Source organism: Streptomyces sp. NPDC090445 (assembly GCF_044769385.1).
GTDB lineage: Bacteria > Actinomycetota > Actinomycetes > Streptomycetales > Streptomycetaceae > Streptomyces.
Genome location: NZ_JBIVXV010000002.1, coordinates 677,203 through 693,286, shown reverse-complemented (window position 1 = coordinate 693,286; position 16,084 = coordinate 677,203). Strand labels below are relative to the sequence as shown.

11 protein-coding genes are annotated in these 16,084 nt (G+C 71.4%); 3 read left to right on the top strand and 8 right to left on the bottom strand.

The features are described from left to right. Positions 1-182: 182 nt before the first annotated feature. From ACIQUT_RS07870 to ACIQUT_RS07860, 3 genes are all read right to left on the bottom strand, one after another. Entirely contained in the window at positions 183-1,214 is a 1,032-nt protein-coding gene (locus ACIQUT_RS07870; protein WP_403560516.1) for an aspartate-semialdehyde dehydrogenase, read from the bottom strand. Positions 1,215-1,487: 273 nt separating this feature from the next. Beyond that, complete coding sequence (locus tag ACIQUT_RS07865) at positions 1,488-4,823, bottom strand: S8 family serine peptidase (protein WP_403560514.1); 3,336 nt, start codon at positions 4,821-4,823, stop codon at positions 1,488-1,490. A gap of 274 nt (positions 4,824-5,097) precedes the next feature. Then, positions 5,098-5,667 carry a CGNR zinc finger domain-containing protein gene (locus ACIQUT_RS07860; protein ID WP_403560512.1) on the bottom strand — a complete coding sequence of 190 codons (570 nt, stop codon included), beginning with the start codon at positions 5,665-5,667 and terminating at the stop codon, positions 5,098-5,100. Between the two features lie 144 nt (positions 5,668-5,811). Here ACIQUT_RS07860 and ACIQUT_RS07855 point away from each other — a divergent pair, with 144 nt between their 5' ends. Beyond that, complete coding sequence (locus ACIQUT_RS07855) at positions 5,812-6,270, top strand: VOC family protein (protein ID WP_403560510.1); 459 nt, start codon at positions 5,812-5,814, stop codon at positions 6,268-6,270. Positions 6,271-6,299: 29 nt separating this feature from the next. Continuing rightward, positions 6,300-7,202 (top strand): pyridoxamine 5'-phosphate oxidase family protein, encoded by a 903-nt coding sequence (locus tag ACIQUT_RS07850; protein WP_403560508.1) that lies wholly within the window; start codon positions 6,300-6,302, stop codon positions 7,200-7,202. Here ACIQUT_RS07850 and ACIQUT_RS07845 read toward each other — a convergent pair. Further along, complete coding sequence (locus ACIQUT_RS07845) at positions 7,178-8,143, bottom strand: hypothetical protein (RefSeq protein ID WP_403560506.1); 966 nt, start codon at positions 8,141-8,143, stop codon at positions 7,178-7,180. The two genes, ACIQUT_RS07850 and ACIQUT_RS07845, sit on opposite strands and share 25 nt — an antisense overlap. A 376-nt stretch (positions 8,144-8,519) precedes the next feature. Beyond that, the gene (pepN, locus tag ACIQUT_RS07840) at positions 8,520-11,075 is read right to left on the bottom strand and encodes an aminopeptidase N (protein WP_403560505.1); all 2,556 of its coding nucleotides are present in this window, start codon (positions 11,073-11,075) and stop codon (positions 8,520-8,522) included. A 122-nt stretch (positions 11,076-11,197) separates the two neighbouring features. Here pepN and ACIQUT_RS07835 point away from each other — a divergent pair, with 122 nt between their 5' ends. Next, positions 11,198-11,845 (top strand): DsbA family protein, encoded by a 648-nt coding sequence (locus ACIQUT_RS07835; RefSeq protein ID WP_403560503.1) that lies wholly within the window; start codon positions 11,198-11,200, stop codon positions 11,843-11,845. Positions 11,846-11,979: 134 nt separating this feature from the next. On the opposite strand, the gene ACIQUT_RS07830 is transcribed toward ACIQUT_RS07835, so the two are convergent. The 3 genes from ACIQUT_RS07830 to ACIQUT_RS07820 all read right to left on the bottom strand — a co-directional run bounded on the left by ACIQUT_RS07830 (position 11,980) and on the right by ACIQUT_RS07820 (position 15,843). Then, entirely contained in the window at positions 11,980-12,636 is a 657-nt protein-coding gene (locus tag ACIQUT_RS07830) for a superoxide dismutase (protein ID WP_403560501.1), read from the bottom strand. A 223-nt stretch (positions 12,637-12,859) separates the two neighbouring features. Next, a complete protein-coding gene (locus ACIQUT_RS07825) occupies positions 12,860-14,275 on the bottom strand; it encodes an amino acid permease (RefSeq protein WP_403560499.1) in 1,416 nt (471 codons plus the stop codon). A 152-nt stretch (positions 14,276-14,427) separates the two neighbouring features. Continuing rightward, positions 14,428-15,843, bottom strand: a complete 1,416-nt coding sequence (locus tag ACIQUT_RS07820) for an amino acid permease (protein ID WP_403560497.1) — start codon at positions 15,841-15,843, stop codon at positions 14,428-14,430. Between the last annotated feature and the right edge of the window lie 241 nt (positions 15,844-16,084).

Below are 16,084 nucleotides of genomic sequence, written 5' to 3'. Positions count from 1 at the left end.
GTGGCTACGCTGCCAGCGGAGGGTTTCGACGGTGGAGGTGTGATCGGTGACCGTGCCCGACGGACTCCGGCGCGACGTCGAGGCCGTGACCGAGGCCGTGACCGGGGCCGTGACCGGGGCCGGGGCCGGTCCGGGTCCGGTCCGGGGGCGGGGGCGGGCCCCGACCCCGGACCGGGCCGGGGTCAGGCCTGCGCGAGCTCCTCGGCGACGAGCTCGGCGATCTGGACCGCGTTCAGGGCCGCGCCCTTGCGGAGGTTGTCGTTCGACAGGAAGAGCGCCAGGCCGTGCTCGACGGTCTCGTCCACGCGGATGCGGCCCACGTACGAGGCGTCCTTGCCGGCGGCCTGGAGCGGGGTCGGGATCTCCGACAGCTCGACGCCCGGGGCGTCCTTCAGCAGCTCGTAGGCGCGCTCCACGCTGATCGGGCGGTCGAAGCGGGCGTTGACCTGGAGCGAGTGGCCCGAGAAGACGGGGACGCGCACACAGGTGCCCGAGACCTTCAGGTCCGGGATCCCCAGGATCTTGCGGGACTCGTTGCGGAGCTTCTGCTCCTCGTCGGTCTCGAAAGAGCCGTCGTCCACGATCGAGCCGGCCAGCGGCAGCACGTTGAAGGCGATCGGGCGCTTGTACACGCCCGGCTCGGGGAACTCCACGGCCTCACCGTCGAAGGCGAGCCGGTCGGCCTTCTCGGCGACCGCACAGGCCTGGGTGCGCAGCTCGGCGACACCGGCCACGCCGGAGCCGGAGACGGCCTGGTAGGTGGTGGCGACCATGGAGAGCAGCCCGGCCTCCTCGTGCAGCGGGCGCAGCACGGGCATGGCGGCCATGGTGGTGCAGTTCGGGTTCGCGATGATGCCCTTGGGGCGATTCTTGATCGCGTGCGGGTTCACCTCGGACACGACCAGCGGGACCTCGGGGTCCTTGCGCCAGGCGGAGGAGTTGTCGATCACCACGGCGCCCTGCGAGGCGACCTTCTCGGCGAGGGCCTTGGAGGTGGCGCCGCCCGCGGAGAACAGCACGATGTCCAGGCCCGTGAAGTCGGCCGTGGCGGCGTCCTCGATGGTGATCTCGCGGCCCTCCCACTCCAGGGTGGAGCCCGCGGAGCGGGCCGAGGCGAACAGGCGCAGCTCGTCCACCGGGAACTTGCGCTCGGCGAGGATGCTGCGCATGACTCCGCCGACCTGGCCGGTGGCTCCGACGATTCCAACCCTCACGGTGACTCCTTTTGGTGCGTACGACGCGGGCGCGTGAAGCCATCATGCGTTCGACCCCACGAGGCTTGTCCAATCCATTGTCCGAGGAGCGGACGATGTTCCGGTCGTGACCCCCGGTGACGATTGCGTGACGGCCCTGTCGCGGCACCCCGGAACACCTCTTCCGGCAGGTGAGGGCAAGCGGAAGGGGCGGGCGCCACGGGCGCCCGCCCCTCCTTCGTGCGGTCATGCGGTCAAGGGGTCAAGCGGTCGTGCGGCCGGAAGGCCCCGTCGTTACGGGAGGACCTTCTCGATCTGCACGCTGCCGATGCCGGCGGCGGTGCCGCGCGCGTTCAGCAGCTTGACCTCGCCGAAGAACTGCCGGCCCTCGGGGGCCGGGGCGTTCGCGACGACGTTCGCCGAGACGGCCGCCGAGGCACCGTTGGCGAGGTTCAGCGCGGCGCCCTCGTCCACCTGGACGGAGCCCAGGCCGGAGGAGAAGTACACGTCGCGGTAGTCGTACGTGGTGGAGCCGGACGGAACCGCGTAGCCGGTGACCACGATGGTGTAGGTGCCGGCGGCCGGGTTGACCAGGGTCACCGACTCCTCGGAGTCGCCGTCGGCGGAGGAGCCGACCTTCACGCCGTCCTTGAGGACGTCGAGGTCCAGGTCGGCACCGGTGTCGGAGGTCTTGCCGATCGCCACGTCCAGGCGGGAGACGCCCTCACCGACGGTGACCGTGGTGGTCTGCTGCTCGCCGCCCGCGATGGTCGGCTTGGCGACCTTGGCGGAGCCGAGCGGGCCGCCCTGGAGCTTGCCGCCGGAGATGGCCGCGGCCTCGTTCTTGACGGTCCACTGGACCGGGGCCGGGGTGCCCTGCTTCACCTCGGGCAGGACCTTGACCGCCGGGTCGAAGCCCGCGCCGAGGACGCTGACGTCCAGCTTGAACGGGTTGTCCAGCAGCGGCGACGTACGGCGGGACTCGACCTCGATCTCCCAGACACCCGGGACCGGGTTCTCGTAGGAGCGCAGGTCGGGTCGGCACTTGTTGGCCGGGTTGTCGTAGTTCGGGTAGCACTGGGTGGTCGCGCTGTCCTCGACGCCCACGCCGTACGGGTGGATCGAGATGAAGCGCGTCTGGCTGCCCGCCGCGAGACCGCCGAGGGCGACCTCAAGGGTCTTCGCGCCCTGCGGCACGGTGACGAAGTACGACTTGTGGCTGTTGCGCTGCACGGAGGAGGTGTCCGACAGCGTGAACGACGGCTTCGCCAGCGGGGCGGCGGCGACGACCGTGGTCAGGATCTGCTTGTCGATGCCCTCGGTGGTCTCGTCGTCCAGCTGCAGGATGCCGCTGTGCACGCCGGCCGTCTTGGCGTTGGCCTCGACCTTGATGGTGACGGGCTTGTTCAGCGGCAGCGTGACGTAGTCGTAGCCGCCGATGACCTTGAACGTGCCGTCGTTGTTCCGCCAGCTCAGGTTGTGGCGGGTGCCGTACTTGACGCCGGTGATGCGGGTCACGACGACGTCGTAGACCTTCTTCTGGCCGACCTTCAGGCCGCCCTCGCGGTCGTACAGGCCGGTGCCGAAGCCCGGGGTCTTCAGGAACTGGTCGATCGCGGTGTCGACCGGCGCCTTGACGGTGAACTCGTTGGCCTTGGCGTCGCGCTGGACGGACTCCCAGGCCTTGTTGACGTCGAGCAGGCCCGAGCCCTGGGCGTGCGCCGGCACGTCCTCGATCTTCTTGGCGGTGCTGGTGAGCGCCACCCGCATCGCGGCCGGGGTCAGCTTGATGTTGTGCTGCTTCGCGGCCGAGAGCAGCAGGGCGCCGGCGCCCGCCGCCTGCGGCGAGGACATCGAGGTGCCCTGGAGCATGCCGTAGCCGGCCGGCAGGTTGTAGCCCGCCTCCTTCACCGGCGCGCCGGGCAGCCAGGTCTGGATGGTGTTGATGGACGCGCCGGGGGCGGTGATGGTCGGCGTGAAGCCGCCGTCCTCACGCGGACCGCGCGAGGAGAACGGGAACATGCTGTACTTCTTGGCCACGCCGGAGCCGTAGTTGGCGGCCCAGGTCTCCTTGGAGACCGCGGCACCCACGGAGATGACCTTGTCGGCCAGGCCGGGGTCGCCGATGGTGTTGACGCCCGGGCCCTCGTTGCCCGCCGAGATGACGAGCTGGACGCCGTAGGTGTCGATGAGGTTCTTGTAGAGCTCGGCGCGCGCGTTGTTGCCGTCGTTCAGCGCCGGCAGGCCGCCGATCGACATGTTGACGATGTCCACGCCGCGGTTGACGACGAGGTCGATCATGCCCTCGGTCAGCGCGACGTTGGTGCAGCCGCCGGACCAGGAGCAGGCGCGGGACGAGACGAGCTTCGCGCCGGGCGCCTGGCCGTTCATCTTGCCGCCGAAGAGGCTGTTGGCGGCGGTGATGCCGGCGACGTGCGTGCCGTGCTCGGACTCGATGATGCCGATGTTGACGAAGTCGGCCTTCTTGCCGACCCAGTCCCCGCCCAGCGGGTCCATCGGGACGTCCTTGCGGATCTGGATCGTGAACGGGATGCGCTCGGAGACCTCGGTCGCCGGGTTGTCCGTTCCGAAGTAGCCGATCTGGAAGCCGTCCCTGTACGGCTTCATCGGCTCGTTGTTCGTGAAGTCGTTGTCCTGGTCGGTGTCGACGCGGACGGTGCCGGCGGCCGGGTCGTACAGCATGCCGAACCGGTCGCTGGTGTCGCCGTCGCGGTTGACGTCGCCCTTCATGTCACCGTTGGCGGTGATCGACTCGGTGAAGCGGCTCCACTGGTACGAGCCCTCCGGAGCCTTCCAGCTCTGGCCGCCCGCGGTGAAGCTGCCGCCGGCGGGGGCGACCGGGGTGACCTGCGGACGCCAGGTGCCGTCGTTGTCGACGATCGGGTCGGTCGCGGTGACCCAGTCGACGATCTTGCGCTCGCCGGTGGTGGTCTGCTGCAGCGCCGGGTGGGCGATGTCGACGCCGGAGTCCAGGATGCCGATGGTCACGCCGCGGCCGTCGGCCTGCGGGTTCTTCGCGACGAAGTCCACCGAACCGGTCTCGAAGGACGGGTTGTACGGGTTCTTCGCCGGGGTGTTCTTGTCCGGCGCCGCGTAGTTCTCGGAAGCGGTCTTCTGCGCCTTGCCCGACTCCTTGCCCGCGTCGGGGCGCGGGTCCGAGAGCTGGATCTCGTGCTTGAGGTCCATGGCGTGCACGGAGGACAGCTTGGCGGCTGCCTTCAGCGCGGCCTCGGCCTTGCCGGTCGGCAGGGTGGCGCGCACGTAGCCGAGCTTGTCGTTGGCCTGGCCGACCGACGCGCCCTGGACGGACGCCAGCTGGTCGGCGACCTGCTTGGTCTGCCCGGGGGCGGTGGCCACCATGACGGTGACGGTCGCGTCACCCTTGGCCTTGGCCTCCTGCAGGAGTTCGGCGTCGGCCGAACCGAGCTTCTGATCGGCGGACTTGACGGCCGGACCGGTTCCCGGCGTGCCGGTGCCCGCGCCGGTGCCGGTCGCCGCGAACACGGGCACGGCGCCCGTCGCGGCGAGCGCGGCCACCAGGCCGGCCGCGGCCGCGACGCGTGCGACGCGCCGGGCCCCGGATATCGAACTGGGGGATTCGAAGGTCATCAGCATCCCTGGCTAAGTGAAAGAAACGCTCCGGAATTCGGTGCCGGATGACCGGTCAGCTTTCCTCACGCGACAGGGCTTTGGGGAGGTCTGTCATTGACCGAGACCTGACATGGCGGACTCCCGCCAGTGCGCCGTGTGTGCCATCGGGGCCGTACCGGGGCATACCCCGGCGAACCAGCGGGGTCGGTAGGTTGATTTATCGACTTCCCGACCTCGCGGCAGGGATGCGGGCGCGGTCAGCCGCGGGCCGGGTGTGACAACTTCCGGTGATTCAGCGCTCGCGCGTGCGCGCGTAGTGGCGCGAGGCCTTCGCCCGGTTTCCGCAGGCGGACATCGAGCACCAGCGCCGGGTCCCGTTGCGCGAGGTGTCGTGGAAGTGGAGTACGCAGGTCTCCGAGGCGCACTTGCGGATCCGGTCGGGCGCCGAGCGCAGCAGCTCCAGGTAGTCGCGGGCGGCCGTCCAGGCCGGACCCCACGAGCGGTCGTCGAACTCGGCCCGCTCGCCGGGGCCTTCGGCGGTCAGCGTGGCGCGGATGCGGCCGTGCTCCAGGACGGCGTCGACCAGGGCCCGGGCGCTCTCGTCGGCCGGGTCGGCGACGGCACGGGCCAGTGCCTCGCGGGCGGTCAGCAGGTGGACGAGGGTCGAGGGGTCGGCGCGGAAGCGGTCGGCCAGCCCGGCGCTGCGCAGCCAGAGGGCGAGCCCCTCCATGCGGGTCAGTCCGAAGGCGCCGGCGAAGAGGTCGACCGGCGCGCCGTCCTGTACCCACCGCGTGTTCAGCAGGTCCAGGGCGACCGGCTCACCCGTCAGGGGGCGGGGGTCCGCCGTCGCCTCCGTGGCCATCTCGCCGCTCCTTCGCGCACGCCTGCTAACCCCTCAAGAGTACGTGACCGGTTGACACCCTCCGGCCTAACCCTTAAATTGAATTTAGATGGTTAGACCGCCTCGGCCGGGACACCGCCGGGGCCCGTCGAAAGGGGGACAGCCATGACGGCTGTCATCAGCACGCTCCGCACCGGACACATCGGCCTGAACGTCACCGACCTCACCCGCTCGCTCGCCTTCTACCGGGACACCCTCGGCTTCGACCTCCTCGGCGAGGGCACGGAGGAGGACCGCCGCTTCGCCTTCCTCGGCCGCGACGGCGAGCTCGTCCTCACCCTCTGGCAGCAGGCCGACAGCGCCTACGCCCCCGCGGCGGCCGGACTGCACCACCTGGCGTTCAGCACCGACGGCATCGACGAGGTCCGCGCGTACGAGGCGCGCCTGCGCGACCTGGGCGTCCCGTTCGCCTACGACGGGGTCGTCGCCCACGGCGAGGGCGCCGCCTCCGGCGGGATCTTCTTCCACGACCCGGACGGCACCCGCCTGGAGATCTCCGCCCCGAAGGGCGCCGAGGACGCGCCCGCCCCCACCACAGGGGCCCCGACCTGCGGCTTCTTCTAGAAGCCCGCGGACCTTCGCAGGAGGTCGTCATGGACCGGTACCACCAGGGCTCGCTGGCCGTGCAGGAACGGGTCGGCGTACGCGAGCTCGCCGAGCACGTCGGCCGCTCGATCGGCACGGACATCAAGGACGTCGCCGCGGCCTTCCTGGAGCGGCAGCCGCACCTCGTCGTCGGCGCCGCCGACACCACCGGACGGCTGTGGGCCTCGCTGCTCACCGGCCCGCCCGGCTTCGTCCGGGCCGTGGGCGCACGCCGCATGGCGGTCGCCGGCGGACTGCCGGCCGGCGACCCGCTCACCGGGGCGCTCGCCGCCGACGGCACCAGGGTCGGGACCATCGCCCTCGACCCGCGCACCCGCCGCCGGATGCGGCTCAACGGAATCCTGGAGGCGGCCCCGGGCGGGTTCGCCGTCGAGGCCGAGCAGGTCTTCGCCAACTGCCCCAAGTACCTGCAGAAACGGCAGCCGCTGGAGCGGATCGCCGACGGGCCCGGGATCGTGCACCGCGGGGGAGCGCTCACCCCGGGCCAGGAGCGGGCCGTCCGCGCCGCGGACACCTTCTTCGTCGCGACCACCGGCGGCGGCCGGACGGAGGCCAGCCACCGCGGCGGCCTGCCCGGCTTCGTGGAGGTGCTGTCGCCGACCGAGCTGTCCTGGCCCGACTACCCGGGCAACGCCATGTTCCTCACCCTGGGGAACCTGGCCGCCGACCCGCGGGCCGGGCTGCTGTTCCCCGACTGGGAGACCGGGGCGGTGCTCCAGCTCAGCGGCCGGGCACGGACGGAGTTCGGGCCGGACGGCGGCCGCAGCGTGGTCTTCCGCATCGAGGAGGCCGTGGAGGGCCTGCACCCCGGGCGACTGCTGTGGAGCACCCCGGAGTACTCGCCGGCGAACCCGGCGCTGCCCCCTCACCGCGGGAGCACCACCAGGTAGGCGGCGGGCTCGCGGTCCTCGGCCGCCGTCAGGGCGGTCCGCAGGACCGCGGCCTGCTGCTCGGGCCAGTCCCGCAGCTTGCGCGGGGTGAAATGGACCACGGTCACCCCGAGCCGCTCCAGGGCGTCGCGCTTGCGCACGGTCTCCGACCACTCCTCGTCCTCGCCCTCGCCCTGCCGGGGCACACGGGTGTCGATCTCCACGGCCACGGCCTGCTCGGGCCAGTACGCGTCGACCCCGCCCAGGTACGGGCCGCCGGGCAGGCGCAGATCCACGTTCCAGACCGGCTCGGGGAGCTCGAAGCCGCGCACCAGCCGGTACAGCCGGTCCTCCGCAATGGCCCGGCCCTCCACGAGGAGGGACTCGACGGCGTCCACCACGTGCGGCCGGTTCAGCAGCCGCGCCACCGTCAGCTCCCGTACGACGGCCGCCGGTTCGCAGTGCCCGGCGCGGACGGCCTCGCTCAGCAGGCGGCGTACGGTCCCGGCGTCGGAGAGCCCGGCGACGGCGTCGGCCACGGCCCGGGCCACCGGGGCCACGGGCAGCCCGGTCACCTCCGCCGGGCGGGGCGGCGTGTGCGTCCGGACGATGCGGACGGTGCCGACGGAGCGGAGCCGGCGGGTGTGCGGGACGAGCACGTCGATCCGGGGGAGGGAGAGCAGGGCGGGAGCGGAGGCGAACCGGTACAGGGCCAGTGCCGCCAGCCCGGTGACCATGGCCTCGCCGCCGCGCCGGCCCGCGTACAGCAGGGCGGCGTGCAGCCGCTCCTCGCTCGTGGCGGCCCCGGGGTGCAGGAGGAAGACGCCCGGCAGGATCTCCTGCCAGGAGCGGTCGGCGGCGTCGGAGGCGGTGACGCCGTGCTCGCGGAGCTGGGCGAGGGTCAGCACGCGGGGGCGGCTGTCGGTGAGGTGGGCGAGGGGGAGGGGTGCGTTGTGGTTCATGCCGCGGAGATTCCCGCCCGGGGGACGCCCCCTAACCGCTGTTACCGTCTCGTCGACAAATCCGGACAAGACAGCACTAAAGTACTGCCGTTCGATTGCCGATAGCCTGCCGGGCCGCGCCGCGGGCGGGGCGGGGTGGGGCGGGGCGCGCAGCCTCTCCCCGCCCCGCCCTTTCCCCGCTTCCGCCTCAAACGCCGGCGGGGCTGGAGATGCGCCTCAAACGCCGGCGGGCTGAAGACGCCTCAAACGCCGGCGGGCTGAAGACGCCTCAAACGCCGGCGGGCTGGGATGCGCCGGCGGGGGCAAAATCAGCCCCGCCGGCGTTTGAGGCGCGGGGGTTCGGGGGCGGAGCCCCCTGAAAGCCGGGCGGCGGCCGCTACTCGGCGGCGGCGGCGTCGCAGACCTGCGCGCGCAGGGCCCGGGCCAGGTCGTCCCGACCCTCCAGCACCAGCCGCCGCAGCGCCGGCGCCGCGTCCTCGTGGGCGGCCAGCCACGCGTCCGTCGCGTCGAGCGTCGCCCGGCTGTCCTGGAGCGCGGGGAACATGCCCCGCACCACGTGCATGCCGATCTGGATCGACCGCTCCGCCCAGATCCGCTCGATCACCTCGAAGTAGCGGTCCGTGTACGGGGCCAGCAGGGCCCGCTGCGAAGGCTGCTGCATGCCGGCGATCGTCGCCTCCACCAGCGCGTTCGACAGCGCGTCCGACTCGACGACCGCCGCCCACGCCTGGTCCTTGACCGCCGCCGACGGCCGCGCCGCCAGGCAGCGCACCTGGTGCCGCTTGCCCGACGCCGTGTCGTCCCGGGCCAGCTCCGCGGCCAGCGCGGCCTCGTCCACGGCGCCGTGGGCGGCCAGCGGCAGCAGGAAGTCCCAGCGCAGTTCCTGGTCCACCTCCAGCCCGTCGATCCGCGCCGAACCGTCCAGCAGGCCCAGCAGCAGCTGGAAGTCACCCTCCGTCGCCGCGCTCGCCGCGAAGAACCGGGCCCAGGTCAGCTGGTGCTCGGAGCCGGGCTCCGCACGCCGCAGCTCCTGCAGGGCGCCTGCCGCCAGCACCCGCCCGCCCTGCTCGCGCCATGCGGGGGCGGCGTAGTGGGCGTGCGCGGTCAGCGCCTGCGAGTGCACCATCTGCAGCACGCCGACATCGCTCTCACGGCCCGCGTGGGTCAGGACCAGGGAGACGAAGTCCCGCGCCGGCATCAGCCCGTCGCGGGTCAGGTTCCACAGCGCCGACCAGCACAGTGCCCGCGCCAGCGGGTCGGTGATGTCGCCCAGCCGGGTCCGCAGCGTCTCCAGCGAGCCCTCGTCGAAGCGGACCTTGCAGTAGGTGAGGTCGTCGTCGTTGACGAGTACCAGGTCGGGCCGCTGGTGCCCGGCCAGCTCGGCCACGACCGTCCGGGCCCCCGCCACGTCCGCCTCGGCCTGCGCGAAGCGGACCAGCCGCCCCTCCTCAAGCCGGTACAGGCCGACCGCGACCCGGTGGGGACGGAGCTCGTCGCCCTCCTGGAGGACGGCCAGCTCGGTCACCCGGTCGCCCGCGTCGTACGTCACCACCGGCGTGAGCACGTTCACGCCGGCCGTCTGCAGCCAGGCCCGAGACCACTCGGCCATGTCCCGCCCGGAGACCTCGCCGAGCACCGACAGCAGGTTGTCCAGGGTGGTGTTCCCGTACGCGTTGGCCTTGAAGTAGCGCCGCGCGCCCTCCAGGAAGGCGTCCCGCCCCACGTACGCGACCAGCTGCTTGAGCACGGCCGCGCCCTTGGAGTAGGTGATGCCGTCGAAGTTGAGCTTGGCGGCCTCCAGGTCGCGGATGTCCGCCGTGATCGGGTGTGTGGAGGGCAGCTGGTCGGCCCGGTAGGCCCACGCCTTGCGGCTGTTGGCGAAGGTCACCCACGCCGTGTCGAAGCGGGTCGCCTCCACCTGGGAGAAGGAGCCCATGAAGTCCGCGAAGGACTCCTTCAGCCACAGGTCGTCCCACCACTTCATGGTGACGAGGTCGCCGAACCACATGTGGGCCATCTCGTGCAGGATCGTGTTGCAGCGCCGCTCGTACGCCGCCTGCGTCACCTTCCCGCGGAAGATGTACTCCTCGCGGAAGGTCACCATGCCCGGGTTCTCCATCGCGCCGAGGTTGTACTCGGGCACGAACGCCTGGTCGTACTTCCCGAACGGGTACGGGTAGTCGAAGTGCTCGTGGAAGAAGTCGAAGCCCTGCTTGGTGACGAGGAAGACGTCGTCCGCGTCGAAGTGCTTGGCCAGCCCCTTGCGGCACATCGCGCCCAGCGGGATCGTCAGGTCCCCGCGCGTGTAGGTGTCCGTGACGTAGTGGTACGGGCCCGCCACCACGCAGGTGATGTACGTCGAGATCGGCGCGGTCTCGGCGAACCGGCGGGTCAGGCCCTCGCGGGACTCCTCCGCGCCGTTGCTCCACACCTGCCAGCCCTCGGGGGCGGCCACCTCGAAGCGGTACGGCGCCTTCAGGTCGGGCTGCTCGAAGTTCGCGAACACCCGGCGGGCGTCGGCCGGCTCGTACTGGGTGTAGAGGTAGACCTCGCCGTCCTCCGGGTCGACGAAGCGGTGCATGCCCTCACCCGTGCGGCTGTAGGCGCAGTTCGCGTCGACCACGAGGACGTTCTCGGAAGCCAGGCCGTCCAGGGCGATGCGCGCCCCGTCGAAGACGGCGGCCGGGTCGAGCTCCTGCCCGTTGAGGGTGACGGAGTTCACGGAGGGCGCGATCAGGTCCGCGAAGGTGGACGAGCCGGGTGCGGCCGCCCGGAAGCGGATCGTCGTCACCGAGCGGAAGGTCCGCGGGCCCTCGGCGGGTTCGGCCTCGTCCACGGCGGACCGCAGGTCGAGCGAGACCTCGTATCCGTCGACGGACAGCAGTTCCGCCCGGACACGGGCCTCGTCACGGGACAGGTTCTCTCCGGGCACGTGCACTCCTTCGTGCGAGATCGCGATGCGTGTCGGAATCCTCCCACGGGGAATGCGGCCCGCCCCGGCCCGGTTGGTCGGAAGGACATGACCACGGATGCACAGTCCGATCAAGGAGAGACATGACCGACACCCAGGTGCGCGAGAAGACCCAGGTCGACTTCTGGTTCGACCCGCTGTGCCCCTGGGCCTGGATGACCTCCCGGTGGATGCTGGAGGTCGAGAAGGTCCGCGACGTCGAGGTGCGCTGGCACGTGATGAGCCTCGCCGTGCTGAACGAGAACAGGCTGGAAGACCTGCCCGAGCGCTACCGCGAGATCCTCGGCCCGAAGGGCTTCGCCCCGGTGCGCGTCGTGATAGCCGCCCAGCAGAAGCACGGTGACGAGGTCACCGGCAAGCTCTACACCGCCCTTGGCACCCGGATCCACAACCAGGACCTCGGCGCGACCCGCGAGGTCATCGCCGCCGCCCTGGAGGAGGTCGGCCTGCCGGCCGAGCTGATCGCCTACGCCGACTCCGACGAGTACGACGAGGTGCTGCGGGCCTCGCACGGCAACGGCATCTCGCGCGTCGGCGAGGAGGTGGGCACGCCGGTGATCTCCGTGCCCGGCGCCGACGGCGGCGAGGTGGCCTTCTTCGGCCCGGTCGTCACCCCGACCCCGCGCGGCGAGGCCGCGGCCCGCCTGTGGGACGGCACCCTGCTCGTCGCCTCCACCCCGGGCTTCTACGAGATCAAGCGCACGCGCAACGAAGGACCCCGTTTCGACTGATGCCGTCCCGGCGACAGAAGACCCCCGTGAGTCACGTCCTCACGGGGGTCTTCTGCTGAACACGCCCGCACGTGAAGGTTGAGAAGACGATCACGAGGCGGACGGGCCGGCGGGGGCGCTCCCCCCGGCCGCGATCAGCCCTTGGCGGGGATCAGCAGCGGGGTGTTGGCCTTGGCGTCGGCGTAGCGCCTGGCCACGTCCTGCCAGTTGACGACGTTCCACATCGCCTCGATGAAGTCCACCTTCTGGTTCTTGTACTGCAGGTAGAAGGCGTGCTCCCAGGCGTCGAAGACCAGGACCGGCACCGAGGCCTGGCCGACGTTGCCCTGGTGGTCGTAGATCTGCTCCACGATCAGGCGGCCGCTGATCGGCTCGTACGCGAGGACGCCCCAGCCGGAGCCCTGCGTCGCGGAGGAGGCGAAGGTCAGCTGCTTCTTGAACTTCGCGAAGGAGCCGAAGGACTCGGTGATCGCGTCGGCGAGCTCGCCCAGGCCGTCCGCCGCGGTCGGCTCGCCGCCGCCCTCGCCGGTCTTCGGGCTGGCCATGTTGTGCCAGTAGATGCTGTGCAGGATGTGGCCCGAGAGGTGGAAGGCGAGGTTCTTCTCCAGGCCGTTCAGGGCGGCCCAGTTCTCCTTGTCCCGTGCCTCTTCCAGCTGCTCCAGGGTGTCGTTGGCGCCCTTGACGTAGGCAGCGTGGTGCTTGTCGTGGTGCAGCTCGATGATCTGCGGGTTGATCACCGGCTCCAGAGCCGAGTACTCGTACGGAAGCTCGGGAAGCGTGTAGATGGCCATGCGTGTAATCCGGTCCCCTCAGCGTGCCAACTGCTATTGCAATCAATGCGCAACTGCACGCTAGCAGTATCTATTCCGCGTTACATGTAAGGCTCACCTTGGTACGCCTCGGGTACGCCTCGGGTACGCCCCCGGGTGCGTCCTCGGGTGTGCCCCCGGGTACGCGCGAGGGCGGGCCCCGCGCGCTCGCGCGGAACCCGCCCCCGGCGGTGTGCTGCGGCCGTCAGCCCCGGGCCGCGGCCCGACGCTGCATCAGGAACCCGGTGGCGGCGAGGAAGGCGGTCAGCCCGCCGGTGAAGACCACCTGCACCCGCGTGTCGGGGTTCCAGGCCATCAGCGCCAGCACCCCGGCCACCCCGGCGAGCGCCGCCCAGGTCAGGTACGGGAAGCCCCACATCCGCACGACCAGCTCCCCGGGCGCCTCCCGCTCCAGCCGCCGGCGCAGCACGAACTGCGAGACGGCGATGAAGCCCCAGACGACGAGGATGACCCCGCCGACCATGTTCAGCAGCCAGGCGAACAGGGTGTCCGGGTACCAGTACGACAGCAGCACGGTGACGAAGCCGAAGCCGCAGGAGGCGAGCACCGCCCGGCGCGGCACCCGGCCGCTGACCTTGCCGAGGGCCTTCGGGCCCTGGCCGCGGGAGACGAGCGAGTACGCCATGCGGGAGGAGCCGTAGATGTTGGCGTTCATCGCGGACAGCAGGGCGATCAGGACGACCGCGTTCATGACCTCGCCCGCGGCCGGGATGCCCAGCCGGTCCAGGGCCGCCGCGTACGGGCCCTGCTCGGTCACCGCCGGGTCGTTCCACGGCAGCAGCGTGACCACGACCAGCATCGAGCCGACGTAGACGACCGCGATCCGCCACATGGTGGTCCGCACGGCCCGGGCCACGCCCCGGGCCGGGTCCTCGGACTCGGCGGCCGCGATGGTCACCGTCTCCAGGCCGCCGTAGGCGACGACCGAGGCCAGCACGCCGACGAGCAGGCCGTCCAGGCCGTTCGGCAGGAAACCGCCGTCGGGCAGCAGGTTCGCGGTGCCGGGGGAGGAGGTGCCGGGCAGCAGCCCCGCGATCGCGAGCACGCCGAGGCCGAGGAAGAGCGCGATCGCGCCGATCTTGAGGGCGGCGAACCAGAACTCGAACTCGCCGAAGTTCTTCACCGCGGCCAGGTTCGTGCCGCAGAACAGCGCCATGAAGGCGAGCACCCACACCCACGACGGGGTGCCCGGGAACCAGCCGGTCATGATGTGCGCCGCGCCGATCGCCTCGATGGCCACGCCCACGCACAGCAGCGTCCAGAACATCCAGCCGGCGGTGAACCCGGCCCAGGGCCCGATCGCCCGCTCCGCGTGCACCGAGAAGGAGCCGGAGGCGGGGTTCGCGGCGGACATCTCGCCGAGCATCCGCATCACGCACATCACGAGCAGCCCGGACACGGCGTACGCGAGCACGATCGAGGGGCCCGCGGCGGCGACGCCGGCGCCGGAGCCCACGAAGAGCCCGGCGCCGATGACCCCGCCGAGGGCGATCATCGAGAGGTGGCGCTGCTTGAGGCCGCCGCCGAGGGGCGCTCCCGCGCCGGGGCCGAGGTCCGCCGGCTGCTGCCGCGCGGGGGACGTGAAGGTGCTCTGGCTCATGCGCGCCAGTCTGCCGAGCGTCCGTTTATCGGACGTTTTTCGTCCGGTATCCGGACCCCCGCCTCACTCCACGTGATCACACACCCGCGGAAAACGGACAACGGGCCGGGACGTGACGTCCCGGGCCCGTTCCCCTCACCACCGTCGGGCGATCAGGCGGAAGCCGCCCCCTCCGGGCGGCGCGCCCGCACCTCCCGGATCCACGCCACCAGCAGCACCGCGGCCGCCGCGCCCGAGGACCACAGCAGCTGCGGCCGCGCCCCGTCGTCGAACAGCATCAGCACCAGCACCGCCGCCATCGCCAGCAGCGCCACCCACGTCAGGTACGGGAAGCACCACATCCGCAGCGTCAGCCGCTCCGGCATGTCCCGCTCCAGCTCCCGGCGCAGCCGCAGCTGCGACACCGCGATCAGCGCCCACACGAACAGCAGCACCGCGCCGACCGCGTTGAGCATGTAGAGGAAGACCGTGTCCGGCCACAGCAGGTTCAGCACCACCGACACGAACCCGAAGGCCACCGAGGCGAACACGGCCCGGCGCGGCACCCCGCCCTGCGACACCTTCAGCAGCGACGCCGGCGCCTCGCCGCGCTCGGCCAGCGAGAAGACCATGCGCGAGGACCCGTACAGGTTGGCGTTGAGCGCCGACAGCAGCGCCACGAACACCACGATGTTCATGATCTGCCCGGCCGCCGGGATGCCGATGGAGTCCAGGACGGCCACGTACGGGCTCTGGCCCGGCTTCAGCGAGTCCCACGGCAGCAGCGTGACGATGACCAGCATGGAGCCGACGTAGAAGAAGAGGATGCGCCACACCGCGCTGCGCACGGCGCGGGCCACCGAGCGCGCCGGGTCGTCCGACTCGGCGGCGGCGATGGTGACGACCTCCAGGCCGCCGAAGGCGAAGATGACGGCCAGCATGCCGGCGATCACGCCGCCCGCGCCGGCGGGGAAGAAGCCGCCGTTCCCGGTCAGGTTGGCCATGCCGACGGGCTCGGTGTCGGGCAGGACGCCGAAGACCGCCAGGGTGCCCAGGATCAGGAACAGGACGATCGCGCCGACCTTGAGGGCGGCGAACCAGAACTCGAACTCGCCGAAGTTCTTCACGGCGGCCAGGTTGCTGACGGTGAAGACCACCATGAACAGCAGCACCCAGAGCCACTGGTCGACGGCCGGCACCCAGCCGTGCGCGATCTTCGCCGCGCCGGTGGCCTCCACGGCCAGCACCACGACCAGCAGGAACCAGTACAGCCAGCCCGCCGAGAAGCCCGCCCAGCGGCCCAGCGCCCGCTCCGCGTACACGGAGAAGGAACCGGAGGCGGGCAGGGCGGCGGACATCTCGCCCAGCGCCCGCATGACCAGCATGGCCAGGGTGCCGGCCAGCAGGTAGGAGCAGATGATCGCGGGGCCGGCGATGCCGATGCCGGCGCCGGAGCCGACGAACAGGCCGGCGCCGATCACGCCGCCGAGGCCCAGCATGGTCAGGTGGCGCTGCTTGAGGCTGTGGCTCAGGGGTTCGGCGGGCAGCTCGGTGCCGCCCGGGGGAATGTCGGTCTGAGGGTCGCGCATGAGTGGAGGCTCGTACTCTCGTGCTCGGCAGCGGCGGTGGGGCTCCGCAGTAGTTGGCGGGACCCTACAGTCTCACCGGAGGGCGCCCTTCCGCGCAAAAAGGATTGATTGACTGATCTGACTCGTGATGAGCATCACGGCGCCCCAGGTGTGAACCGAGGACTTTGTGCACTTCCGACCAAAGGGGGGAGCAGTGCTTTGTCCCGGGCGGCGGTGGGGCGGTGCGGGACCGCGCACTAGC

Excerpts from the sequence above, each read along its gene's own strand:
- ACIQUT_RS07855 (WP_403560510.1), top strand. The coding sequence starts at position 5,812 with ATGACGGCTGTCATCAGCACGCTCCGCACCGGACACATCGGCCTGAAC.
- ACIQUT_RS07820 (WP_403560497.1), bottom strand. The coding sequence starts at position 15,843 with ATGCGCGACCCTCAGACCGACATTCCCCCGGGCGGCACCGAGCTGCCC.
- ACIQUT_RS07830 (WP_403560501.1), bottom strand. The coding sequence starts at position 12,636 with ATGGCCATCTACACGCTTCCCGAGCTTCCGTACGAGTACTCGGCTCTG.
- ACIQUT_RS07860 (WP_403560512.1), bottom strand. The coding sequence starts at position 5,667 with ATGGCCACGGAGGCGACGGCGGACCCCCGCCCCCTGACGGGTGAGCCG.
- ACIQUT_RS07835 (WP_403560503.1), top strand. The coding sequence starts at position 11,198 with ATGACCGACACCCAGGTGCGCGAGAAGACCCAGGTCGACTTCTGGTTC.
- ACIQUT_RS07850 (WP_403560508.1), top strand. The coding sequence starts at position 6,300 with ATGGACCGGTACCACCAGGGCTCGCTGGCCGTGCAGGAACGGGTCGGC.
- ACIQUT_RS07825 (WP_403560499.1), bottom strand. The coding sequence starts at position 14,275 with ATGAGCCAGAGCACCTTCACGTCCCCCGCGCGGCAGCAGCCGGCGGAC.
- ACIQUT_RS07865 (WP_403560514.1), bottom strand. The coding sequence starts at position 4,823 with ATGACCTTCGAATCCCCCAGTTCGATATCCGGGGCCCGGCGCGTCGCA.
- ACIQUT_RS07845 (WP_403560506.1), bottom strand. The coding sequence starts at position 8,143 with ATGAACCACAACGCACCCCTCCCCCTCGCCCACCTCACCGACAGCCGC.